20 protein-coding genes are annotated in these 21,381 nt (G+C 72.1%); 14 read left to right on the top strand and 6 right to left on the bottom strand.

Features of this window, described 5'->3' with window-relative positions; translation table 11 throughout:
- Window positions 1-160 precede the first annotated feature (160 nt).
- Window positions 161-346 (top strand): KOW motif-containing protein, encoded by a 186-nt coding sequence (locus tag AOM09_RS07275; protein WP_062386156.1) that lies wholly within the window; start codon window positions 161-163, stop codon window positions 344-346.
- A 4-nt stretch (window positions 347-350) separates the two neighbouring features.
- Here the strand turns inward: AOM09_RS07275 and pucL are convergent, their stop codons facing one another.
- Window positions 351-1,250: a factor-independent urate hydroxylase gene (gene pucL / locus AOM09_RS07270; protein WP_062386154.1), complete on the bottom strand. Its 900-nt coding sequence runs from the start codon at window positions 1,248-1,250 to the stop codon at window positions 351-353.
- Window positions 1,251-1,306: 56 nt separating this feature from the next.
- Complete coding sequence (gene allB / locus AOM09_RS07265) at window positions 1,307-2,623, bottom strand: allantoinase AllB (RefSeq protein ID WP_062386151.1); 1,317 nt, start codon at window positions 2,621-2,623, stop codon at window positions 1,307-1,309.
- 33 nt (window positions 2,624-2,656) lie between these two features.
- On the opposite strand from allB, the gene AOM09_RS07260 reads away from it, so the two are divergent.
- Window positions 2,657-3,577 (top strand): XdhC family protein, encoded by a 921-nt coding sequence (locus AOM09_RS07260; protein ID WP_062386148.1) that lies wholly within the window; start codon window positions 2,657-2,659, stop codon window positions 3,575-3,577.
- Here AOM09_RS07260 and AOM09_RS07255 read toward each other — a convergent pair.
- Both AOM09_RS07255 and AOM09_RS07250 read right to left on the bottom strand, forming a co-directional pair.
- Complete coding sequence (locus AOM09_RS07255; RefSeq protein ID WP_062386145.1) at window positions 3,556-6,252, bottom strand: molybdopterin-dependent oxidoreductase; 2,697 nt, start codon at window positions 6,250-6,252, stop codon at window positions 3,556-3,558. The genes AOM09_RS07260 and AOM09_RS07255 overlap by 22 nt on opposite strands.
- Complete coding sequence (locus AOM09_RS07250) at window positions 6,249-7,049, bottom strand: FAD binding domain-containing protein (protein ID WP_062386143.1); 801 nt, start codon at window positions 7,047-7,049, stop codon at window positions 6,249-6,251. The genes AOM09_RS07255 and AOM09_RS07250 overlap by 4 nt, the downstream gene beginning before the upstream one ends.
- Window positions 7,050-7,279: 230 nt before the next feature.
- On the opposite strand from AOM09_RS07250, the gene AOM09_RS07245 reads away from it, so the two are divergent.
- Genes AOM09_RS07245 through AOM09_RS07225 form a run of 5 tightly spaced genes read left to right on the top strand, consistent with a single transcriptional unit; the run spans window position 7,280 to window position 11,464 of the window.
- Window positions 7,280-8,377: an ABC transporter substrate-binding protein gene (locus AOM09_RS07245; protein ID WP_062386140.1), complete on the top strand. Its 1,098-nt coding sequence runs from the start codon at window positions 7,280-7,282 to the stop codon at window positions 8,375-8,377.
- Between the two features lie 15 nt (window positions 8,378-8,392).
- On the top strand, window positions 8,393-9,217 hold the full coding sequence (locus AOM09_RS07240; RefSeq protein WP_062386138.1) for an ABC transporter ATP-binding protein: 825 nt from the start codon (window positions 8,393-8,395) through the stop codon (window positions 9,215-9,217).
- Complete coding sequence (locus tag AOM09_RS07235) at window positions 9,217-10,011, top strand: ABC transporter permease (RefSeq protein WP_062386136.1); 795 nt, start codon at window positions 9,217-9,219, stop codon at window positions 10,009-10,011. Before AOM09_RS07240 ends, AOM09_RS07235 begins: the two co-directional genes overlap by 1 nt.
- A complete protein-coding gene (locus AOM09_RS07230; RefSeq protein ID WP_082098929.1) occupies window positions 10,011-10,886 on the top strand; it encodes an ABC transporter permease in 876 nt (291 codons plus the stop codon). The genes AOM09_RS07235 and AOM09_RS07230 overlap by 1 nt, the downstream gene beginning before the upstream one ends.
- Complete coding sequence (locus AOM09_RS07225) at window positions 10,886-11,464, top strand: helix-turn-helix domain-containing protein (protein WP_062386134.1); 579 nt, start codon at window positions 10,886-10,888, stop codon at window positions 11,462-11,464. The genes AOM09_RS07230 and AOM09_RS07225 overlap by 1 nt, the downstream gene beginning before the upstream one ends.
- 125 nt (window positions 11,465-11,589) lie before the next feature.
- Here the strand turns inward: AOM09_RS07225 and AOM09_RS07220 are convergent, their stop codons facing one another.
- Both AOM09_RS07220 and AOM09_RS07215 read right to left on the bottom strand, forming a co-directional pair.
- Window positions 11,590-12,948, bottom strand: coding sequence for an 8-oxoguanine deaminase (locus AOM09_RS07220; protein ID WP_062386131.1), 1,359 nt, complete (start codon window positions 12,946-12,948; stop codon window positions 11,590-11,592).
- A gap of 25 nt (window positions 12,949-12,973) precedes the next feature.
- Window positions 12,974-13,903 (bottom strand): M15 family metallopeptidase, encoded by a 930-nt coding sequence (locus AOM09_RS07215; protein ID WP_082098928.1) that lies wholly within the window; start codon window positions 13,901-13,903, stop codon window positions 12,974-12,976.
- Window positions 13,904-13,958: 55 nt separating this feature from the next.
- Between AOM09_RS07215 and ligA the strand changes: the two genes are divergently transcribed.
- The 7 genes from ligA to AOM09_RS07175 all read left to right on the top strand — a co-directional run bounded on the left by ligA (window position 13,959) and on the right by AOM09_RS07175 (window position 21,161).
- On the top strand, window positions 13,959-16,244 hold the full coding sequence (gene ligA / locus AOM09_RS07205; protein WP_062386124.1) for an NAD-dependent DNA ligase LigA: 2,286 nt from the start codon (window positions 13,959-13,961) through the stop codon (window positions 16,242-16,244).
- Between the two features lie 68 nt (window positions 16,245-16,312).
- Window positions 16,313-16,537: a hypothetical protein gene (locus tag AOM09_RS07200; RefSeq protein ID WP_062386122.1), complete on the top strand. Its 225-nt coding sequence runs from the start codon at window positions 16,313-16,315 to the stop codon at window positions 16,535-16,537.
- A complete protein-coding gene (locus tag AOM09_RS07195) occupies window positions 16,534-17,106 on the top strand; it encodes a GNAT family N-acetyltransferase (RefSeq protein ID WP_082098927.1) in 573 nt (190 codons plus the stop codon). Before AOM09_RS07200 ends, AOM09_RS07195 begins: the two co-directional genes overlap by 4 nt.
- A 49-nt stretch (window positions 17,107-17,155) precedes the next feature.
- Window positions 17,156-17,455, top strand: coding sequence for an Asp-tRNA(Asn)/Glu-tRNA(Gln) amidotransferase subunit GatC (gene gatC, locus AOM09_RS07190; RefSeq protein ID WP_062386121.1), 300 nt, complete (start codon window positions 17,156-17,158; stop codon window positions 17,453-17,455).
- Window positions 17,455-18,972 (top strand): Asp-tRNA(Asn)/Glu-tRNA(Gln) amidotransferase subunit GatA, encoded by a 1,518-nt coding sequence (gatA, locus tag AOM09_RS07185; protein ID WP_062386120.1) that lies wholly within the window; start codon window positions 17,455-17,457, stop codon window positions 18,970-18,972. Before gatC ends, gatA begins: the two co-directional genes overlap by 1 nt.
- A gap of 5 nt (window positions 18,973-18,977) precedes the next feature.
- A complete protein-coding gene (gatB, locus tag AOM09_RS07180) occupies window positions 18,978-20,486 on the top strand; it encodes an Asp-tRNA(Asn)/Glu-tRNA(Gln) amidotransferase subunit GatB (RefSeq protein WP_062386556.1) in 1,509 nt (502 codons plus the stop codon).
- Between the two features lie 15 nt (window positions 20,487-20,501).
- Window positions 20,502-21,161, top strand: coding sequence for a polysaccharide deacetylase family protein (locus AOM09_RS07175; RefSeq protein ID WP_062386118.1), 660 nt, complete (start codon window positions 20,502-20,504; stop codon window positions 21,159-21,161).
- Window positions 21,162-21,381: the final 220 nt, after the last annotated feature.

Genomic DNA, 21,381 nt, shown 5'->3' with positions numbered 1-21,381 from the left:
GGCGCGACGCCTCGAGTGCCGTGGTCGGAAGGTCGGACGAGTGCAGGTCGCTCACCACTGCGTTGTCTCTGTCGCAGGCCCACGCCGCGCTCCGGCGTGGGGAGACGGCGACTCGCGTACCCGTGGTGCCCGCGCCGCGCCGCGGTGCGACACTGGCGGGATGAAGGATCCCGAGGTGGGCGACGGCGACCGCTGCGAGGTGGTCGCGGGCACGCACCGAGGCAAGGTCGGCGTGGTCGCCGACGTGAAGACGAGCGCCACGGGCGCCGTCACTATCACGGTGGTCCAGGACGACGGCGAGCGGTTCAAGACGCTCGCCAAGAACGTCCGGGTCGTCGACGGCTGAGCGGCTACACGAGCCCGCTGTACCCCACCCACGCGGGCCCGGCGGGCGGCGCATCGTCGCGGGTGACGCTCGCCTGGATGAGGCCGTAGGGCCGGTCGTCCGCGTGGAAGACCTCGTTCTCGTTGGAGATGCCGAACGGCGCCAGGTTGTAGGCGAAGTGGTGCTTGTTGGGCGCGCTCAGGCGCACCTCGACCAGCTCCGGCACCGCCTCGAGCGCGGCCTTGCCCATCTCGTAGAGCGTCTGCTGCAGCGCGAGGGAGTGGAATCCCGCAAAGGTCTCGACCAGGGCGGCCTTGATCTCGGCGTAGGCCTCGTCGAAGTCGAAGGTCTCGACGTCCACGTCGCCAAAGCGCCACCTCGCGACCAGCGAGGTCGCCATGATGCGGTCCGACGTCGGCTCGAGGACGGTGTACTCGTCCTTGAGGAAGCCGTGGAACTCGGAGCCTGAGGACTTGAGCACCACCAGGTCCTTGAGCCCTCCGGTGATCCACAGGCCGCCGTCCTCCACGGTGACGGACACCGTGCGGACCTCCTGGCCCGAGCGCACCCACGAGAAGTCGTGCTCGGTGCCCCCCACGGACACGCGCTCCCACGCGAACTCCTCGAGCTCGACGCGCGCCTGGTCGACGGGCTCGACGTCGTCGACGAAGTGCGCCGCGAGCGCATGCGCGTAGCGCTCGAGCGAGGCCAGGCCGAGGGTCTTCGCGAAGGCGTAGGACGTCTGCTTCTGCGTGTCGGTCGGGAGGACGGCGCCCTGGTCGCCCGTGAGGTGGGCCTCGTCGAACCGCCCGCGCAGGCACGAGCTCACGTTGACGTCGCGGATCTCGTGGCGCGGGGTGTCGCGCACGATGCGCACGATGCGGTTCTCCGCCTTGCCGTACTGGTGGTCGCCCAGGATGATCATGCCTCGCACGCTAGGGCATGTTGATTACATCGACATTTCAGCGTGATGGCAGAGTCCTACGGCCGGGCGACCATAACCCCCGCGGCGTCCTCGACGCCTCCGATCCACACCCGACGCGCGCGCCCCGCGAGCGCCGCGCCGTCATAGGCGCTCACCTTGTTGCGGTGCTCGAGGGAGTCGGCGTGCACCTCCCACGGCTCCTCGGCGGCGAAGGCCACCAGGTCCGCGTCGCGACCGGCCTCGATCGCGCCCTTGGTGGCGAGCCCCGACCATGCCGCCGGCCGCGTGGACATCCAGCCCACCACATCGACGAGCGAGAATCCCCGCATCCGTGCCCCCGTCCAGACGGCCGCGAGCGACGTCTGGAGGCCGGCGATCCCTCCCCACGCGACCCCGAAGTCGCCGCCGCCGGCGAGCTTGAGGTCGGCGGTGGCGGGGGAGTGGTCGGACGCCACGAAGTCGATGACCCCGGAGGCGAGGGCCTCCCAGAGCCGCTCGCGGTTCTCCTCGGAGCGGATGGGAGGGCAGCACTTGTACTGGGTCGCGCCGTCGGGCACATGGGCCGCGTCGAACGTGAGGTAGTGGGGGCAGGTCTCGACGGTCAGGGGTAGCCCCTCCGCCTTGGCCTCGGCGATGAGCGGGAGCGCGGAGGCTGCGGACAGATGAAGGACGTGGGCGCGCGCCCCCGTCTCGCGCATCGCGGCGATGACGGTCTCGATCGCGCTCGTCTCCGCGGCCTGGGGACGCGTGGCCATGAATGCCGCGAAGTCGCGACCGGGTGCGGTGTCGTACGCCTCGAGCACCTCCGGGTCCTCCGCGTGCACGATGAGCAGCCCGCCGAAGCCCGCGATCTCGTCCATCGCGCGCAGGAGCTGCCCGCGGTTGAGATGAGGGAACTCGTCCACGCCGCTGGGCGCGAGGAAGCACTTGAATCCGAAGACCCCCTGGTCCCACAGCGCGCGCAGCGAGCCCAGGCTGGAGGGCACCGCGCCACCCCAGAAGCCCACGTTGACGTGCGTCTTGCCGGCCGCGGCGGACTGCTTCACGGCCAGCGCCTCGGGCGAGACTGTCGGCGGGATCGAGTTGAGCGGCATGTCGATGAGCGTGGTGACTCCGCCCGCCCGCGCCGCGCGCGTCGCCGAGTCGAAGCCCTCCCACTCGGTGCGTCCCGGCTCGTTGACGTGCACATGGGTGTCGACGGCCCCGGGCAGGAGCACCTCGTCGGGCGCGAGGACCACCTCGGGGATGCCCGGGGCCGGCGCATCGGCGGGGCCCACGGCGACGATGCGGCCGCCGCCGATGAAGACCGCGGCCGGCACCTCCCCCGTCGGCAGCACGGCGCGCGCGGCGCGAATGACCAGGTCGTGGCTCATCTCTTCCCTCCGGGGGGTGACAGACTGGCGGGCGTGTTCGAGATCGCGCGCGAGGCGCTGGGGGTGCTGCACGAGGGTGGCGCGCTCGGCGTCGTGGTGGTGACGGCGGTGCATGGCTCGACGCCCCGCGCCCCCGGCTCCGCGATGGCGGTCACCTCGGACGGACGCGCGATCGGCGCGATCTCCGGCGGCTGCATCGAGTCCGAGGCGTACGAGCTCGCGCTCGCGCGCCTCGCGGATCCCGCCCCGGTCGCCGCGACGCTCGGCGGCGAGGGCGACCTGCTGCGCCCCGGGCTCGCCTGCGGGGGAGCCGTCGACGTGGAGGCCTTCCACGTGGGACCGGGCGACCGTGGGCTCGTCGACGCGCTCGAGGCCTCGCTCGACGACGGCGAGGTGACGCTGACGCTCCCGGGCGGCCACCGCATCGTCCGTCCGCGGGCGCCGCGCCTCGTCGTGGTCGGCGCGGTCGACTTCACGCCGGCGCTCGCGGCGGCCGGCCGGGCGCTCGGGTACCGCGTGGTCGTCGTCGATCCGCGCCCGGTCTTCGCGACCAGGGAGCGCGTCCCGGCCGCCCACGAGGTCCACGTCGCGTGGCCCGACGCCTTCCTGCGATCGTTCGCGATCGAGCAGTCCACCGTGATCTGCGTCCTCACCCATGACGATCGCGTCGACGTGCCCGCGCTCGAGGTCGCGCTCGCGTCGCCCGCCGCCTACGTCGGCGCGATGGGCTCGCGGGTCGCCGATGCCCGGCGGCGCCAGCGGCTGCGCGAGGTCGGCGTGGGGGACGATGCGCTGGCCCGGCTGCGCTCGCCGATCGGGCTCGATCTGGGCGGGTCCTCGCCGGCGGAGACCGCCGTCGCGATCCTCGCCGAGGTGATCATGGATCGGGCGGGCGGCACGGGCCGTCGGCTCAGGGACCGCGACGGGGCGATTCATCGGAGATCCGAGGGCTGAGCGTCCCGCACCGGGGTGGGGGCGACGGAGGCGGCGAGCCGCCACACCCGGTCGCGCGTCATCGGCAGCTCCATCGGGCGCGCGCCGATCGCCCGGCGGATCGCGTTCGCCAGCGCCGGCGCGACGGGGTTGTAGGGGGACTCCGACATCGACTTCGCGCCCAACGGGCCCAGGGAGTCGGAGGTCTGCGCGAAGTAGACCTCGGTCTCCGGGACGTCGGCCATCTGGGGCACGCGGTAGACGCGGAAGGCGGGGTTGGTCGGAGAGCCGTGGTCGCCCATGAGCACCTCCTCGTAGAGCGCCGAGCCGATGCCCTGCGCCACGCCGCCCTCGATCTGGCCGCGGCACTGCGCGGGGTTGAGGACCACGCCCGCGTCGGCCGCCTGGATGGACTGGAGGATGCGTACGCGGCCCGTCTCGACGTCGACCGCGACCCGCGCGGCGTGGACGTTGAACGCGAGAGAGCGCACCTTGCCGTCGGTCTCGCCGTGCGCGGTGAGCCCTTCGGACGGCACGGGCGCGCCGCCGTCGAGGAGCGACCGCAGCGCGACCGCCGCCGCGTGCACGGCCTTGCCCGCGACGGTGATGCCGGTGGAGCCCCACGCGCCGGTGTCGTGCGAGGTCGCGTCGGTGTCGGACGTGCGCAGCCGTACGGCTCCGGGCGCGACGCCCAGCGCCTCGGCCGCGATCTGCGTGAGCACGGTGTGGGTGCCGTTGCCGAACTCGACGGTGCCGGCCGCGACCTCGACGGTGCCGTCGGGGAACGCCGTGACCGCCGCCGTCGCGGGATGGCCGCGCGGAGGGATGGTCGCGATCATCGACAGCGCCATGCCCTCGCCCACCGCCCACCCGGGAGGCGCCTCGACGCCGTTGCCGCGTCGCAGCGCCGCCTCGGCGAGGTCGAGGCACTGGTCGAGGCCGTAGGAGCCGAAGATGAGGTCCTCGTGGTGGCGCCGCTCGGTCACCCCGAGCTTGTCGCCGTCGCGCACCGCGTTGCGGCGGCGCAGCTCGAACGGGTCGATGCCGAGCCGCAGGGCGAGATCGTCGAGCGCGGACTCGACCGCGAAGATCACCTGCCCCAGCCCGTAGCCGCGGAACGCCCCGGCGGGGGTCGTGTTCGTGTAGACCACCTCGGCATGCAGGCGCTTGGCGGGGGAGCGGTAGGCCTCGAGCGACTCCGCGCAGCCGTGGAACATCACGCCGATAGCGTGGTTGCCGTACGCGCCGGTGTTGGACAGCACCTCGATGTCCATCGCGGTGAGCCGGCCGTCGGAGTCGGCCCCGAGCGTCGCGGTGACCCGGAACGGGTGGCGCGTCGCGGTGCGCACGAACTCCTCCTCGCGCGTCATCTCGTACGCGACGGGCCGGCCGGTCCGCAGGACCGCCAGCGCGACGATGTCCTCGGTGAAGATCTCCTGCTTTCCCCCGAAGCCGCCGCCCACGCGGGCGGCGAACACGCGCACCGTGGAGGGGTCGAGGTCGAGCACCAGCGCGAGCTCGTCACGGGTGAGGAACGGCACCTGGGTGCTGGTGCGCAGGGTGAGCCTGCCGTCCGCGTCGATCCACCCGATCGAGCCGTGGGTCTCGAGCTGCGCGTGGCTGACGCGCGCGTTCGACCAGGTGCCGGTCGCGACCGCGGTGGCCCGCGCGAGGCCCCTCCCGACGTTGCCGTACCCCCCGCGCCAGGACGCGACGACGTTGCGCGAGGCCTCGGCGACGCCGTCCTCGGGGGTCAGCGCGGGGTGGACCAGGGGCGCGCCGGGGGAGCGCGCCTCCTCGGGATCGAGGACCGCGGGCAGCACCTCGTAGATCACGTCGATCACCGCGCAGGCGGCCTCGGCCAGGGCGGGGGTGTCCGCGACCACCGCCGCGACCCGCTGGCCGCGGAAGCGGACCACGGAGTCGAGGATGCGGGTGTCGCGAGGGTCGTCGAGCCGGTTCGCATGGCGCGCGGTCGAGTAGCGGGTGACGGGCGCGTCCTCATGGGTGAGGACGGCGTGGACCCCCGGCATGGCGAGCGCCGCCGAGGCGTCGATGGCGACGATGCGCGCATGAGCGTGCGGGGAGGCGAGCACCTTGAGATGGGTGAGGCCCGGCACGTCGACGTCGAACGTGTACGGCTCGCGGCCCTGCACCACCCGGTCGGCCGCGGGAGGCCGGACGTCGGCGCGTGCGGAGACCGGCGCATCGTCCCCCGGCGCGTCTCCCTGACCGGAGGGGCAGCCGAGGCAGCCGCCTCCGCAGCCGCGCACCGCGTGCTCCACCGCCTCGCGGATGGGCCGGTAGCCCGTGCAGCGGCACAGGTTGCCCTTGAGGCGGCGGTCGAGATCGGGGAGGTCCTCCTCGGCGAGAGTCGACGCGGTGACCGTCATGCCCGGGGTGCAGAATCCGCATTGGAAGGCGAAGTGGCGCGCGAACGAGTCCTGGACGGGGTGGGGCTCGTCGCCGGGCGCGAGGCCGCCCGCGGTGGTGACGGCACGGCCCTCGGCGCGCACGGCCGGGTAGAGGCACGAGTGCACGGGCGCGCCGTCGACCAGCACCGTGCACGCGCCGCAGTCGCCCGCGTCGCAGCCCTTCTTCACCTCGAAGCGTCCCTGACCGCGCAGGTAGGTGCGCAGGCTCTGGCCGGGCGCGGGGTCGCCCTCGACGGGTGCGCCGTCGACGTCCAGCCTCATGCGAGCTCCTCGGCGACCTCGGCCGCGAGCACGCCCGCGACGTGCCGGCGCCAGTCGGCGGCGCCCAGGGCGTCCGTGTAGAAGCCCGCGGCGGCCCGCGCATCGTCCCGCGCGACGGCGGGCGGCGGGGGCGCGGCGTAGCGCAGCACGGTCGGGGTCAGGGTGGCGGCGGTGACGACGATGACTGTGCGGCCGTCGGCGTGGGCCCGTCCGGTCACGACGGCGCCCGAACGGCCCAGCTCGGCGAGCGCGATCTTGCGCAGCGCGGTGCGGGCGTGCAGCGCATCGGCGCCGATGCGCACCTCGCGGACCAGGTCGCCGTGGGCGAGCGTGGTGGTGCCGTTCCCCGTGGGAAGGCCGGCGACGGGGACGATGCGCTCCTCGCCTCCGGCGGTCCACACCACGGCGTCCGCGTCGAGGGTGACGCACGCGGCGAGCATCGCGGCGGCGGAGAAGCCGCGGCAGATGTTGCCCACCACGGTCGCCTCGTTCCAGATCTTGAAGCTCGCGAGCAGCGCGTTCGCGGCCTCGGCGAAGAGCGGCTGCGCGGCCCAGCCCACGTGGGGTGGCAGCGCGAGGAGGTCGGCGATGGTGCACGTGGCGCCGATGGTCAGCCCGTCGCGGCTCACCTCGAGGCGCGGCCAGCCCATGGCCTGGAGGTCGACCAGCCCGGTGATGTCGCGGTTGGGCTCGGAGAAGAGCCAGGTGCCGCCCGCGAGGAAGCGCTCGCCGGGCGCGAGCACGAGCTCGTCGCGGCTGGTGGGGCGGCGGTATCCGGTCACCGTCGTGAGATCCATGGCGCCTCCCTTCCGAGGCTGGTTCCCGGCGAGTCTGCCATGGCCGAAAGTCACGGTTGTGTCACGGAACCGGGAATTTACGAGGGCGAAACACAACCTCGCATGTTCATGAAATCTACATTCCATACCTTCGTCCCGACGTGCCGGACGCGTGTGTCCGGACGCCGCGGGCGCGACCCCACCACCATGCGCCCCAGCGGACCTCGCGTCGAAGCGAACAGGGAGAAGACATGCGATTCATCATGGGCAAGGCGGGCCGCACGGCCGCCGTCGCGACCGCGGCTCTCACCGCGATCGCGCTCGCAGGCTGCGCGGCGGACGAGGCCGAGCCCGGCGCATCGGTCTCGGGCGGCGCGGACGACGCACCCGCCGCGGTCGAGCCGGGCGCGTACGGGGACTTCACCGTCCAGCTGTCGTGGATCAAGAACGAGGAGTTCTCGGGCGAGTTCTTCGCCGACAGCGAGGGCTATTACACCGAGGCGGGCTTCGCGTCCGTCGAGCTGGTCCCCGGCCCGTCGACGGGCGCCGCCGAGCTCCTGTCCGGCACCGCCGACGTCGCGCTCTCGGACGCCGTCTCCATCGGCGCGGCGGTCGCGGCCGAGGAGGCGCCGCTCAAGATCATCGGCACCACGTACCAGAAGAACCCCTTCACGGTCCTGTCGCTCGCGGACGGCGGCAACATCGCCACCGTCGACGACATGGTCGGCAAGAAGATCGGCGTCCAGGCCTCCAACACGTCGCTGTTCGAGGCGCTGCTGGCCGCCAACGGGCTCACGGATGAGGACGTCACGATCGTCCCCGTCGAGTACGACCCGGCGCCGCTCACCAACGGCGAGGTCGACGGCTTCATCGCCTACCTCACCAACGAGGCGATCACCGTCGAGGCGGCCGGTTACGACACCGTCAACCTGCCCTTCGCGGACAACGGCCTGCCGTTCGTCGCGGAGACCGTGACGGTCACCGACCAGTCGATCGCGGAGAACCGCGACGCGCTCAAGGCGTTCCTGTACGCCGAGATCCTCGGCTGGACCGACGCGGTCAACGACCCGGCCGAGGGCGCCCGCCTCGCCTACGAGGTGTACGGCGCGGACCTGGGCCTCGACCCGACCAACTCCGAGGCCGGCGCCGTCGCGCAGGCCGAGGACCTGGTGGTCTCGGACGAGACCGTCGCGAACGGCCTCTTCACCATCTCGGACGAGCTCCAGACGTCGACGCTCGCGTCGCTCGCGGGCGCCGGCATCGAGCTCGAGGCCGCCGACCTCTTCGACCTCAGCCTGCTGGCCGAGGTGTACGAGGAGCACCCCGAGCTCGTCGCCTACGCGGGCTGATCTGCGGGATCTCCAGTGACCGACGTCACCCAGTCCGGTGCCCGGGGCGAGACCGCCCCGGGCACCGGCCTGCAGATCTCCGGCCTCACCAAGGTCTTCACCTCCGGGAAGAAGACCGTCACCGCGCTCGAGGACGCGAACCTCCACACGGACCGCGGATCCTTCCTCGCGCTGCTCGGTCCCTCGGGCTGCGGCAAGTCGACCATCCTGCGCATCCTCGCGGGGCTCGAGGAGCCCACGAGCGGCACGACGCGGGTCGACGGGCGGTCGCCTAAGGACCTGCGCGCGTACAACGAGCTCGGCATCGCGTTCCAGGACAGCGCGCTCCTCCCGTGGCGCTCGGTCTACCAGAACATCAAGCTCCCGTTCGAGGTCGCGGGCAAGGACGTCGACCACGACTACATCGCCGAGCTCATCGAGCTGGTCGGCCTCAAGGGCTTCGAGAAGGCCAAGCCGTCGCAGCTGTCGGGAGGCATGCGCCAGCGCGTGTCGATCGCGCGGGCCCTGGTGCTCAAGCCGTCGGTGCTGCTGCTCGACGAGCCGTTCGGCGCGCTCGACGACATGACGCGTCAGCGCCTCAACCTCGAGCTCATGCGCATCCTCGCCGCGAAGCCCGCGACAACGCTGCTGGTGACGCACGGCATCACCGAGGCGATCTTCCTCGCGGACCAGGTCGCCGTCATGAGCCCGCGTCCGGGGCGCGTCAAGGAGGTCATGACCATCGACCTCCCGCGCCCGCGCACCCCCGAGATCCAGCGCAGCCCCGAGTTTCACGCGTACGTGGACCAGGCGTCCGAGCTGCTGTTCGGCGCCGGCGGCGCGGCGGTCGAGGACGAGTGATGGAGCGCAGGCTCCCGTCCTGGGCGATCGTGTCGATCAGCACCGCGGCGCTCGTCGCGCTCTGGTGGATCTCTTCCGTGACGATCTTCGCGGACGTCGGCTCCGGCAACACCAAGGCGATCCCGACGCCGTGGCAGGTGGTCCAGGAGTACGGCGCGATCGGCTTCGACTTCTACGTCACCCACTTCTCCGTGACGCTCAACGAGGCGCTCCAGGGCTACCTGTGGGGCAACGGCGTGGCGCTGCTGCTCGCGGGATTCGTCATGGTGATGCCGAAGCTCGAGGGCGCGGTGATGCAGCTCGCCGTCATCTCCTACTGCATCCCCATCGTGGCGATCGGCCCGCTGCTGGTGCTGATCTTCGAGGTGCCGTCGAAGGGCGAGCCCTCCGGCACCGCGATCTTCGTCGCCGCGCTCAGCGTGTTCTTCACCACGGTGGTGGGCTCGCTGCTCGGGCTGCACGCCGCGGACAAGGCGAGCCTCGACGTGGTGCAGGTCTACGGCGGCTCGCGGCTCACCCAGCTGCGCAAGGTGCGCCTAATCGCGTCGCTGCCCGCGGTGCTCACGGCGTTGCAGATCGCGGTGCCGGCGGCCTTCCTGGGCGCGGTGCTCGGCGAGTACTTCGGCAAGGTCGAGACCGGCGTCGGTCCCGCGATGGTGGTCGCGCAGCAATCCCTCAACTCGCCCCGCGTGTGGGGCATCGCGCTGGCCTCGGGCGCCATCGCCCTGACGCTGTACCTGCTGGTCGGGCTGCTCACGCGGCTGTCGACTCCGTGGGCGAAGGGAGCCGCGTGATGGAGCTCACGCAGACGCCGCAGCAGCCCACCGAGCAGGTGGCGCAGCTCGCGGCCCAGGTGCGCAGCCAGGCACGCCGATCGACGCTGAAGTCGCTCGGCAGCTCGCTGCTGACGTTCGCGCTCACCCTCGTGGCGGTCGTGGTGCTCTGGCAGGTGGTGCTGTGGGTGTCCGACCTCTCGCCCTATGTCGCCAAGGGGCCCGTGGACGTGTGGAACTTCTTCTTCGTCGAGGAGGATGCGGCCGCCAACCGGGAGGAGATCGCCACCAACCTCGCTGCGACCCTCCAGGACGCCACCATCGGGTTCGTCGCCGGTCTGCTCCTCGCGCTCGCGGGTGCCATCGGCTTCCGCCTGTCGAAGGGCTTCGAGCACGCCGTCATGCCGCTCGCGCTGCTGCTGCGCTCGGTGCCGCTCATCGCGTTCGCCCCGGTCATCATCATGATCTTCGGGCGGGAGTTCCTGACCGTCGCGGTCATGGGCGGCATCGTCGTGCTGTTCCCGGCCCTTGTGAACATCGCCTTCGGCCTGCAGCAGGCGTCGACTCAGGCGCTCGAGGTGGTCCAGGTGTACGGTGGCAGCCCCATGAAGCAGCTCACCACGGTCGCGCTTCCGGCATCGTTGCCGGCGTTCTTCGCGGCGGTGCGCGTCTCGGTGCCCGGCGCCATCACCGGCGCGCTGCTCGCGGAGTGGCTCGCGACGGGCACGGGCATCGGCGGCGTGATCTACGGCTACTCGACCTCAGCCAAGTTCGATGAGCTGTGGGCGTCCGTGGTCGTCGTGACCGGCGTCTCGCTGGTGCTCTACAACGTGGTCCAGATCGTCGAGAACACGGTCCTCACGCGCATGGGCATGCACCCGTCGAAGCGGGTGTGATGGGAGGCGGCGAGGGCATCGAGGACGCGGCCGCGGCGCGGCTGGGCGCCCGCCTTCGCGAGCTGCGGAAGGCGCGTGGGCTCACGCTCGTGCAGCTGGCCGAGACCACGGAGCTGTCGCATCCGTTCCTGTCGCAGGTGGAGCGGGGCCTCGCGAACCTGTCCCTCCAGTCGCTGCGGCGCATCGCTGTCGCGCTCGAGACGAGCCCGGTCGAGCTGGTCGCGGCCGCCGAGGCGGGCGAGGGCGCAGCGCCCCGTCGCACCGAGGTGGTGCGCGCGGGTTCGCGCCGGCCCACCCCGGAGGGCTTCGCGCGCGGCACCGCGGTGTCGCTCGCGCGCGGGGCACGGCCGTTCACGCCGATCCTGGTCGAGTCGGACGCCCTCGAGCCCGGCGAGGTGTTCGCGCACGCCGAGGACGAGTTCGTGTACGTCCTGTCCGGCGCCGCCGTCGTGGAGACGGACGGCAAGGAGCATCGCCTGGTCGCGGGCGACTCGATCTACTACGCCGGCGGGGTGCTGCATCGCTGGTGGTCGGATGAGGAGTACCGGCTGCTCGTGGTGAAGCAGCAGGCACGCTAGCCGCCGCCGCGCCGCATCATCCACCAGCGCCGCATCGTCCTGCGAGGTGCTGAGTGCCCGAAACGGCCAGCAACGGGCACCGAGCACCTCGTGGGGCGCACGGCGGGCGGGTCGAGGGGGCAGCGTCAGCCGCGCAGCGCGTCGACCGCCCCGCGCACGCGCCCCGCGATCGCGCGGGAGTCGGCGCGCGCCAGCTCGCCGTCGACCACGACGTCGCGTCCCTGCACCAGCATGCGCCGCACGCGCGGCAGCGAGCCGAGCCCGAGCGCAGCGACCGGATCCGCGATGCCGGCGTGCTCGACCTCGTCAAGCTCCCACAGCACGATGTCCGCGAGCTTGCCCGGCTCGAGGGAGCCGATCTCGCGCTCGCGGCCCAGCACTCGCGCACCGCCCATCGTGGCGAGGCGCAGCGAGTCCCGCACCGGCATCGCGCCCGCCCCTTCGCGGAGCCGCGCGAGCAGGGCGGCCTGGCGGATCTCGGAGCCCAGGCGGCCGTGCTCGTTGGAGGCCGCTCCGTCGACGCCCAGCCCCACGGGAGCGCCGGCGTCCACCAGTGCGCGCACGGGTGCGATCCCGGCCGCGAGGCGCGCGTTCGACGACGGGCAGTGCGCGACGCCCGTGCCGGTCGAGGCGAACCGCGCGATGTCCTCGGGCGAGAGGTGGACGCAGTGCGCCATCCACACGTCGGGCCCGAGCCAGCCCAGGGACTCGAGGTAGTCCGTGGGGGACAGGCCGAACCGCTCGCGGCAGAAGGCCTCCTCCTCGACGGTCTCGGCGCCGTGCGTGTGCAGGCGCACGTGCAGCTGCCGGGCCAGGGTCGCGGACTCGCGCAGCAGGTCCGACGTCACGGAGAAGGGCGAGCAGGGCGCGATCGCGACGCGCACCATCGAGTCGAAGGACGCGTCGTGGTATCGGGTGACGGCCTCCGCGGACGCGGCCAGCGCATCGTCCGTCGTCTCGACCGCGAAGTCCGGCGGCAGGCCGCCGTCGGACTCGCCCAGGTCCATGGATCCCCGGGTCGCGTGCAGCCGCAGCCCCAACGAGGACGCCTCGTGCACGATCGACCCGACGATGTCCCCGGAGCCGCGCGGGAAAATGTAGTGGTGATCGCCCACGGTGGTGCAGCCGGAGCGCGCGAGCACGGCCATGGCGCCGGCGGCGGCCGCCCCGGCGGTGCCCTCGTCGATGCGCGACCAGGTCGGGTAGAGCGCGACCAGCCAGTCGAACAGGATCGAGTCCTGCGCCCAGCCGCGCGTGAGCCACTGGTAGAGGTGGTGGTGCGTGTTGATCAGCCCCGGCGTCACGAGCGCGCCGCGCGCGTCGATCCGCTCGGGGAATGCGTCGCGGACGTCGGACGGGGCCGCGCCCTCGCCGAGCGCGACGATGCGCCCGCCGCGGACCGTGATCCAGCCGCGCGCCAGCTCGGTGCCGCGCGCGTCCATCGTCGCGACGTAGCCGCCCTCGATCAGGGTCGGACCGCTCATGGGTGCTCCTCGGCTGGTCGGGGACCTACAGGTCGCTCGCGGAGAAGTGCATCCAGTCGTCGAGGTCGTCCCAGGCGCCGCCCCAGCTCCAGCCGATCGCGGCGAAATCCTTGACGATGCGCTTCTGGGTCTCGATCATCCCGGGTCGCAGCCAGCTCCGGTCGAGGTATGCGCGGGCCAGCTCGGGGAACACGTACCCGTCACGCACCCAGGGGTTGTGGAACGGGTTGATGTCGAGCGCGAGGCCCTTGGCGTGCTCCGACCACACGTCGTAGCCGCCCGTCACCTTGCGGCACTCGAAGCTGATGGTGACGTTCTGGTCGCCGGTGTGGTCGCCGTTGACCTCGTTCCACGTGGTGACGCGCATCTCCTCGATGGGGAAGCGGCGCTCGTACATCTTCTCGAACACGGTGACGATCGCGTCGGCGTGCTCCGCGGACGTGATCATCTCGCCCGTGTGGGCCTGCATGTCGAAGCCCCAGAACGGCATGACGATGTAGGCGAGGTCCTCGGGAGGGACCGGGCACTCGTCGCGCCAGCTCGAGCGGGCCAGCACGTCGTCGGGGATGTCCGACACCTCGGCGAACCACGCATCGTCCTCTGGATCGGGGTAGGCGCCCGGGCGCGGCTCGAGGCGGCGGTCGCGCAGCGCCGCCGGCGTGCCGCCGGGCTCGCCGAGCCCGTTGTCCTGCTTCTCGAGCACGGTGGCGCCCAGCCAGGCGGGCCGCGCGAACGGGCTCGCGGTCACGGTGACCGCGGGTTCGGGGACGATGCTCGGCTCGGGTGTCGCGGTGACGGTCGAGGTCGCGGTGACGGTCGCCGTCGCGCGCGGAGCGGGTCCCTCGGTGGTGGGCGAGCAGGAGGCGACCGACACGGCCACCGCGATCGCGCCGACCGCCGCGACCAGCGCCGCCCGTGTCGCACGGCGAGCGGACAGAGCGTGGCGCGGGGGCATGCGGACAGACTAGTGGGGGTGCTGGAGTGTCGGTAGGCCGTGGTGGGATAGGAGCGTGACCGACCCCCGCGCCCGCCATCAGGAGCTCGTCCAGGAGATCGAGGCTCATCGCCACGCCTACTACGAGCTCGATCAGCCGACCGTCTCGGACGGCGAGTACGACGCGCTCGAGCGCGAGCTGCGCGACCTCGAGGCGCGGTGGCCCGAGCTCGCGACGCCGGAGAGCCCCACCCAGACGGTGGGTGGAGAGACGTCGCCCGACCTCACCACGTACCGCCACCGCGAGCGGATGATGAGCCTGGACAACGCATTCTCGTTGGAGGACGTCGAGGCCTGGCTCGCTCGGGTCGAGGCTGATGCGGGGGTGCAGCGCATCGTCTGCGAGCCCAAGATCGACGGCCTGTCGATCTCGCTGACATACGAGCAGGGCGTCCTGGTCCGAGCGGTGACCCGTGGCGACGGGACCACGGGCGAGGTGGTGACACACAACGTGCCTGGCATCGCAGGGATTCCGCAGACGCTCTCAGGTTCGCCGATCCCGGCTGCGGTCGAGGTGCGCGGCGAGGTGTTCATGCCGATTGCGGAGTTCGGGCCGCTCAACGAGCGCTTGCAGGAGGCCCACGCGAAGGACATGGAGAGCGCACGCATCCCTCGGGACTTCGTGCCGTTGGCCAACCCTCGCAACACGGCCGCCGGCACGCTGCGTCGGAAGGTTCCCGATCCAGATGCGCGGCAGAAGGAGGTCGACAAGGTGATCCGGCCGCTCGCCGTCACCACGTACGCGCTCGGGAGGCTCGATTGGGGCGACTCCGAGCCCGACGCGCGCGTCGCGTCGCAGCACGGCATCTACGAGGTGCTGCGCGACTGGGGCCTTCCCGTGAGCGAGCACGCTCGGGTCGTCGAGGGCATGGCGGATCTGGGGGCCTACCTCCGCGACCTGGAAGCGCGCCGTCATGACCTGGTGCACGAGATCGACGGAGCGGTCCTCAAGGTCGACGACCGCGGCGTGCAGGCCGAGCTCGGCGCCACGAGCCGCGCCCCCCGATGGGCGATCGCCTACAAGTTCCCGCCCGAGGAGGTCCACACCCGCCTGCTCGAGATTCGCGTCGGAGTGGGGCGCACGGGGCGTGTCACCCCCTACGCCGTCATGGAACCCGTGACCGTGGCCGGCTCCACCGTGCGTCAAGCGACGCTCCACAACCAGGACGTGGTCCGGGCCAAGGGGGTGCGGATCGGCGACGTCGTGATCCTGCGCAAGGCCGGCGACGTGATTCCCGAGATCCTCGGCCCGGTGGCGGCGCTCGCCGACGACGGCTACCCGCGCGAGGACTTCGCCATGCCGTCCCGTTGTCCGGAGTGCGACACCCCGCTCCGCCCCATGAAGGAGGGTGACGTCGACCTGCGCTGCCCGAACGCCGAGTCCTGCCCGGCGCAGGTGCGAGGCCGCGTCGAGCACATCGGTTCGCGTGGTGGGCTCGACATCGAGGTCCTCGGCGAGATCGCGGCGGCGGCGCTCACCGACCCGCTCGAGCCCGCGGAGCCTCCGCTTCGCTCCGAGGCGGGCCTCTTCGACCTGACGCTCGAGGACCTCGTCCCGATCAAGGTCGTGGTGCGCGATCCGGATACCGGCATGCCTCGCGAGGACAGGGACGGCAAGGTCAAGGTTCGCGCGCCCTTCCAGAAGGTGGTCAAGCAGTATCCGCCCGAGGCCGAGGGCTTGAGCGTGGCCGAGCGCCGCGCGGCGAAGATCACGCAGATCGAGGTCGTCACGCCGGGCGCGCAGGCCGTCAAGCTGCTCGAGGAGCTAGAGAAGGCGAAGTCGCAGCCGCTGTGGCGCGTGATCGTGAGCCTCAGCATCCGCCACGTGGGACCCGTCGCCGCGCGTGTGCTCGCGGACCGATTCGGTTCGATGGACGCGATCCGAGGTGCCACGGTCGAGGAGCTTGCGGAGGTCGAGGGCGTCGGCGGGGTCATCGCCGAATCGGTGCTTGCATGGTTCGACGAGCCGTGGCATGTCGAGATCGTCGAGCGATGGGCTGCGGCGGGGGTTCGCATGGCGGACGTTCGCTCTGACACGACGGCGACGGCTCCGCAGACATTGGAAGGCCTCACCATCGTCGCGACCGGCTCCCTCGAGGGTTTCACGCGCGACTCGGTCAAGGAGGCGATCATCTCGCGCGGCGGTAAGGCGGCGGGCTCGGTGTCGAAGAACACCGACTACGTGGTGCTCGGCGCGAACGCGGGCTCGAAGGCGGCCAAGGCGGAGGCGCTCGGCGTGCCGATGCTCGACGAGGCGCAGTTCGTGCGACTGCTCGAGGGAGGATCTGCGGCGCTCGCCTGACCCCCTGCCGTCGGCGCGGCCACGTGGGTAGGCTGGCGTGCGAGGGGGGGAGGGAGGAGCGCAGCGACATGAACTCCGCACTCGTCATCGGCGTCATCGCAGGCGCCGTCGTCCTCGTGGTGCTGGTGGTCGTGGTCATCGTCTTCGCGGTGGTCCGACGGCAGGCTCCGCCGCCTCAGGACCCCGGCCGAGGTCCCACGGGCCAGCATCCCGATCCGCTCGAGGGAACGCCGTCCGACACCTCGATCCCGCACTGGGATCGCCGCATCGACCCGAACGAGGGACCACAGTGAGATCTGCCGTCCGAGTCATCGCCCCCGACGAGAAGTCGCGCCTCCAGGAGATCGGCGAGCTCACCGCGCTCGCCTACCTCGCGGACGGGCTCGTGGACCACGCCCACCCGTACCTCCCGCAGCTGCGCGACGCGCAGGCGCGTGCCGAGGGCGCCGACCTGCTCGCGATGATGGACGGCGAGAAGGGCGAGGGCGCGATCGTGGGGACCATCACGCTCGTCCCGCCCGGCAGCCCCTTCATCGAGCTCGCCGACGACGGCGAGTACGAGCTGCGCATGCTCGCGGTGTCGCCCATCGAGCGCGGCCGCGGGATCGGCCGGATCCTCGCCCAGGCGGCGATGGACCGGGCGGTCGAGCAGGGCGCCCGGCGCATCGTCCTGTCGACCATGGAGACGATGCACGTCGCGCACCGGCTCTACGAGCGCATGGGCTTCTCGCGGCGCGAGGAGCTCGACTGGGTGGTGGTCGACAACCCGGACGGCTCTGTCTCGCGCGTCCCGCTCGAGGGCGGGGGCACGCCTGAGGGTGCGGTGCGGCTGCTCGGCTACGCGTGGGAGCCCTCCGCCTGAGCCAAGGGCGGCGCCGTGCGTACGGCGGCGCGCCACTAGACTCGACGCCATGTCTTCCCTTGATCGCTCCGATGTGGCGCGCCTCGCGGCGCTCGCCCGCATCGACATGTCCGACGCGGACCTCGACCGCCTCTCGGGTCAGCTCGCCGTGATCGTCGACGCCGTCGCCAAGGTGGCCGAGGTCGCCGGCGAGGACGTCCCGGCGACGAGCCACCCGATCCCGATGGCCAACATCCACCGCGAGGACGTGGTCCGCCCGTCGCTCGCGCAGGACGATGCGCTGGCCGCCGCGCCCGACGCGGAGGAGGGGCGCTTCCGCGTCCCGCAGATCCTGGGGGAGGAGGCCTGATGACCGCCATCGACTGGACCCGGGCCACCGCCGCCCAGATGGCCGATGCCCTTGCCGCCGGCGAGGTCACCTCGGTCGAGCTGGTGCAGGCGCACCTCGACCGCATCGCCGCCGTGGACGGGCCCGTCCACGCGTTCCTGCACATCGACGCCGAGGGTGCGCTCGAGACCGCCCGCGCGGTCGACGCGGACCGTGCCGCCGGGGTCGAGCTGCCCCGCCTGGCGGGCGTGCCCATCGGCATCAAGGACGTGCTCGTCACCAAGGGCCTGCCCACGACGGCCGGCTCGCGCATCCTCGAGGGCTGGATCCCGCCGTACGACGCGACGGTGACCCGCCGCGTCCGCGAGGCGCGCATGCCGATCCTCGGCAAGACCAACATGGACGAGTTCGCGATGGGCTCCTCGACGGAGCACTCGGGCTACGGCCCGACGCGCAACCCGTGGGACCTCGACCGCATCCCCGGCGGCTCGGGCGGCGGCTCGGCCGCGGCGCTCGCGGCCTTCGAGGCGCCCCTGACGATCGGCTCGGACACCGGCGGATCGATCCGCCAGCCCGCGTCGGTCACCGCGACCGTGGGTGTGAAGCCCACCTACGGCGGCGTGAGCCGCTTCGGCGCGATCGCCCTCGCATCGTCCCTCGACCAGCTGGGCCCGTGCGGCCGCACCGTGCTCGACACGGCGCTCCTGCACGAGGTCATGGGCGGTCACGACGAGATGGACGCGACCTCGCTCGACGAGCCCGTCCCCGCCGTGGTCGAGGCCGCGCTCGCGGGCGCGCAGATGGACCTCACCGGCGTTCGCGTGGGTGTGGTGGCCGAGCTGTCCGGCAAGGACGGCGGCTTCCAGGACGGAGTCAAGCGGCGCTTCGAGGAGTCGCTCGACCGGCTGCGCGCCATGGGCGCCGAGATCGTCGAGGTGTCCTGCCCGTCGTTCGAGTACGCGCTCGCGGCGTACTACGTGATCCTCCCGTCGGAGGCGTCCTCGAACCTCGCGAAGTTCGACTCGGTGCGCTTCGGCCTCCGGGTCGAGAAGAGCACGGTCGAGAAGACGATGCTCGCGACCCGCGCCGAGGGCTTCGGTGACGAGGTCAAGCGCCGCATCATCCTCGGCACCTACGCGCTGTCGGCGGGCTACTACGACGCCTACTACGGCTCGGCGCAGAAGGTCCGCACGCTGGTGCAGCGCGACTTCGACGCCGCGTTCGCGCAGTGCGACGTGCTCGTCTCGCCCACGACGCCCACCACGCCGTTCAAGATCGGCGAGCGCATCGACGACCCGCTGGCGATGTACCTCAACGACATCGCGACCATCCCCGCCAACCTCGCGGGCATCCCCGGCATGTCGCTGCCGTCGGGCCTCGCGCCCGAGGACGGGCTGCCGGTCGGCTTCCAGATCCTGGCGCCGGCGCACGAGGACGCCCGTCTGTACCGCATCGGCGCCGCCCTCGAGGCGTCGCTGACCGCCGAGTGGGGCGGCCCGTTGTCCGCGCAGGCCCCGGAGCTGGAGGTGGCCGAGTGACCACGATGACCTACGAGCAGGCGATGGAGGAGTTCGACCCGGTCTTCGGCATCGAGGTCCACGTCGAGCTCAACACCGCGACCAAGATGTTCTGCGGCTGCGCCAACGAGTTCGGCGCCGAGCCCAACACCCAGGTCTGCCCGGTCTGCCTCGGCCTTCCGGGCGCGATGCCCGTGACCAACGAGAAGGCCGTCGAGTCGGCGATCCGCCTCGGCCTGGCCCTCGGATGCTCGATCCGCGAGTCCTCGCGCTTCGCCCGGAAGAACTACTTCTACCCGGACCTGTCGAAGGACTACCAGATCTCGCAGTACGACGAGCCGACCTGCTACGAGGGCTCCCTCGACGTCGTCCTCGACGACGGCACGGTGGTGACCGTCGAGATCGAGCGCGCGCACATGGAGGAGGACGCCGGCAAGAACACCCACGTGGGCGGCTCCGGCGGCATCCAGGGCGCCGACTACTCGCTGGTCGACTACAACCGTGGCGGCGTGCCGCTCGTGGAGATCGTCACCAAGCCGATCACGGGCATGGGTGCTCGGACCGCTGAGGTCGCGCGGGCGTACGTCGCGACGATCCGCGACATCGTGCGCGCGCTCGGCATCTCGGACGGCCGCATGGAGCAGGGCTCGGTGCGTGCCGACGTCAACCTGTCGCTGCGCCCCAAGGCTGTCGCGGGCGAGTCCCAGGATGCCGTGCCCTTCGGCAAGCGCTCCGAGACCAAGAACGTCAACTCGCTCCGCGCGATCGAGCGTGCCGTGCACTTCGAGGCCGCGCGTCAGGCGTCGCTGCTGCTCGCGGGCCAGCCCGTGGTGCAGGAGACCCGCCACTGGCACGAGGACACCTCCTCGACCACGCCGGGGCGCTCCAAGGAGGAGGCGGAGGACTACCGCTACTTCCCGGAGCCGGACCTGCTGCCGGTGCAGCCGTCGCGCGAGTGGGTCGAGGAGCTGCGGGGCACCATCCCCGAGCACCCCGCCAAGATGCGCGCACGGCTGCGTGAGGCCTGGGGCTTCTCCGACCTCGAGATGCGCGATGTGGTGGCGGCCGATGCGCTGGTGCTCATCGAGTCCACGGTGGCCGCCGGCGCCTCGGCCCAGGCCGCGCGCAAGTGGTGGATGGGCGAGCTGTCGCGCGTCGCGAACGATCGTGAGGTATCGCTACCGGAGCTTCCGGTGACCCCCGCCGCGATCGCCGAGCTGCAGGGCCTGGTCGACGACGGCAAGATCAACGACAAGCTCGCGCGCCAGGCGCTCGAGGGCGTCCTCGCGGGCGAGGGATCGCCGTCCGAGGTGGTCGCGTCGCGCGGCCTCGCGGTCGTCTCCGACGACTCGGCGCTCGAGAAGGCGGTGGACGAGGCGTTGGCCGCCCAGCCCGACGTCCTCGCCAAGATCCAGGACGGCAAGGTCCAGGCCGCCGGTGCGATCGTCGGCGCCGTCATGAAGGCGACGCGGGGTCAGGCCGATGCGGGCCGCGTGCGGGAGATCATCCTGCAGCGCGCCGGCGTCGAGGGCTGAGGCGGGAACCCGAGGATGCTCAGCGAGACCCCCGTTCGCCGCGTCGCGAGCGGGGGTCTCGCGCTCTCCGGCCCCGCCTGCGCGCTCACCTTCGACGACGGCCCCAACGGCCTCGACACGATGCGCCTGCTCGACTTCCTCAAGTCGCGGGGGATTCGCGCGGTGTTCGCGGTGGTCGGGTCGCAGATCGAGAAGCCGACCGACGTCGGCGGCGACGGCACCCCGATCCCGTCGGGCGCGGACGTGCTGCGGCGCATCGTTGCCGACGGTCACGTGCTGTGCAACCACTCGACGTCGTACGAGTCGATGGGGGAGTGGAACGCGCTCGACGTGCGGGACGACATGCTGCGGAACCTCGCGATCATCGAGTCCGTGGTGGGCGACGAGGTGCCGGTGCCCTACTGGCGCGCCCCGAACGGCGCGTGGGGCGTCACCGCGCCCGTCGCGGTGCGGCTGGGGATGCAGCCTCTCGACGTGGTCAACACGATCGAGGACTGGGTCGAGCAGGACCCCGCGGTGCTCGCCTCGCGGCTGAGGCTCGCGATGGTCCCGGGCGAGCTGGTGCTGCTGCACGATGGCGGCGGCAACCGATCCGGGACGGTCGACGCCGTCATCGAGGTGGTCGCCGAGCGGCTCGCCGAGGGCTGGAGCTTCGTGCTCCCCGAGATGCCCTGAGGCTCTCGGCTGGCACGAGGGCCCTCGTGCACTCCGGGCACACGTCTTGACGGCTCCGCAGCTCCGCGGCCCCAGGGCCAGACGGTCGTCCTGCCACACGGCCACACGGCCACACGGCCACACGGCCACACGGCCACACGGCCACACGGCCACACGGCCACACGTGTCCTCGCACATGCCCGGCACATGGGCGTGCGTTGCGGGTGCCGGGACATGGCTG

Source organism: Demequina iriomotensis, assembly GCF_000971395.1.
Taxonomy (GTDB): Bacteria; Actinomycetota; Actinomycetes; order Actinomycetales; family Demequinaceae; genus Demequina; species Demequina iriomotensis.
Note: the sequence above shows the minus strand (reverse complement) of the source record. Positions and strands in the feature narration are given on the sequence as shown.

Bases quoted from the DNA above. Each gene is read 5' to 3' on its own strand.
- pucL (WP_062386154.1), bottom strand. From the start codon at position 1,250: ATGATCATCCTGGGCGACCACCAGTACGGCAAGGCGGAGAACCGCATC.
- gatC (WP_062386121.1), top strand. From the start codon at position 17,156: ATGTCTTCCCTTGATCGCTCCGATGTGGCGCGCCTCGCGGCGCTCGCC.
- AOM09_RS07230 (WP_082098929.1), top strand. From the start codon at position 10,011: ATGGAGCTCACGCAGACGCCGCAGCAGCCCACCGAGCAGGTGGCGCAG.
- gatA (WP_062386120.1), top strand. From the start codon at position 17,455: ATGACCGCCATCGACTGGACCCGGGCCACCGCCGCCCAGATGGCCGAT.
- allB (WP_062386151.1), bottom strand. From the start codon at position 2,623: ATGAGCCACGACCTGGTCATTCGCGCCGCGCGCGCCGTGCTGCCGACG.
- AOM09_RS07250 (WP_062386143.1), bottom strand. From the start codon at position 7,049: ATGGATCTCACGACGGTGACCGGATACCGCCGCCCCACCAGCCGCGAC.
- AOM09_RS07200 (WP_062386122.1), top strand. From the start codon at position 16,313: ATGAACTCCGCACTCGTCATCGGCGTCATCGCAGGCGCCGTCGTCCTC.
- AOM09_RS07245 (WP_062386140.1), top strand. From the start codon at position 7,280: ATGCGATTCATCATGGGCAAGGCGGGCCGCACGGCCGCCGTCGCGACC.
- AOM09_RS07235 (WP_062386136.1), top strand. From the start codon at position 9,217: ATGGAGCGCAGGCTCCCGTCCTGGGCGATCGTGTCGATCAGCACCGCG.
- AOM09_RS07255 (WP_062386145.1), bottom strand. From the start codon at position 6,252: ATGAGGCTGGACGTCGACGGCGCACCCGTCGAGGGCGACCCCGCGCCC.
- AOM09_RS07175 (WP_062386118.1), top strand. From the start codon at position 20,502: ATGCTCAGCGAGACCCCCGTTCGCCGCGTCGCGAGCGGGGGTCTCGCG.
- AOM09_RS07275 (WP_062386156.1), top strand. From the start codon at position 161: ATGAAGGATCCCGAGGTGGGCGACGGCGACCGCTGCGAGGTGGTCGCG.
- AOM09_RS07215 (WP_082098928.1), bottom strand. From the start codon at position 13,903: ATGCCCCCGCGCCACGCTCTGTCCGCTCGCCGTGCGACACGGGCGGCG.
- AOM09_RS07220 (WP_062386131.1), bottom strand. From the start codon at position 12,948: ATGAGCGGTCCGACCCTGATCGAGGGCGGCTACGTCGCGACGATGGAC.
- gatB (WP_062386556.1), top strand. From the start codon at position 18,978: ATGACCTACGAGCAGGCGATGGAGGAGTTCGACCCGGTCTTCGGCATC.
- AOM09_RS07225 (WP_062386134.1), top strand. From the start codon at position 10,886: ATGGGAGGCGGCGAGGGCATCGAGGACGCGGCCGCGGCGCGGCTGGGC.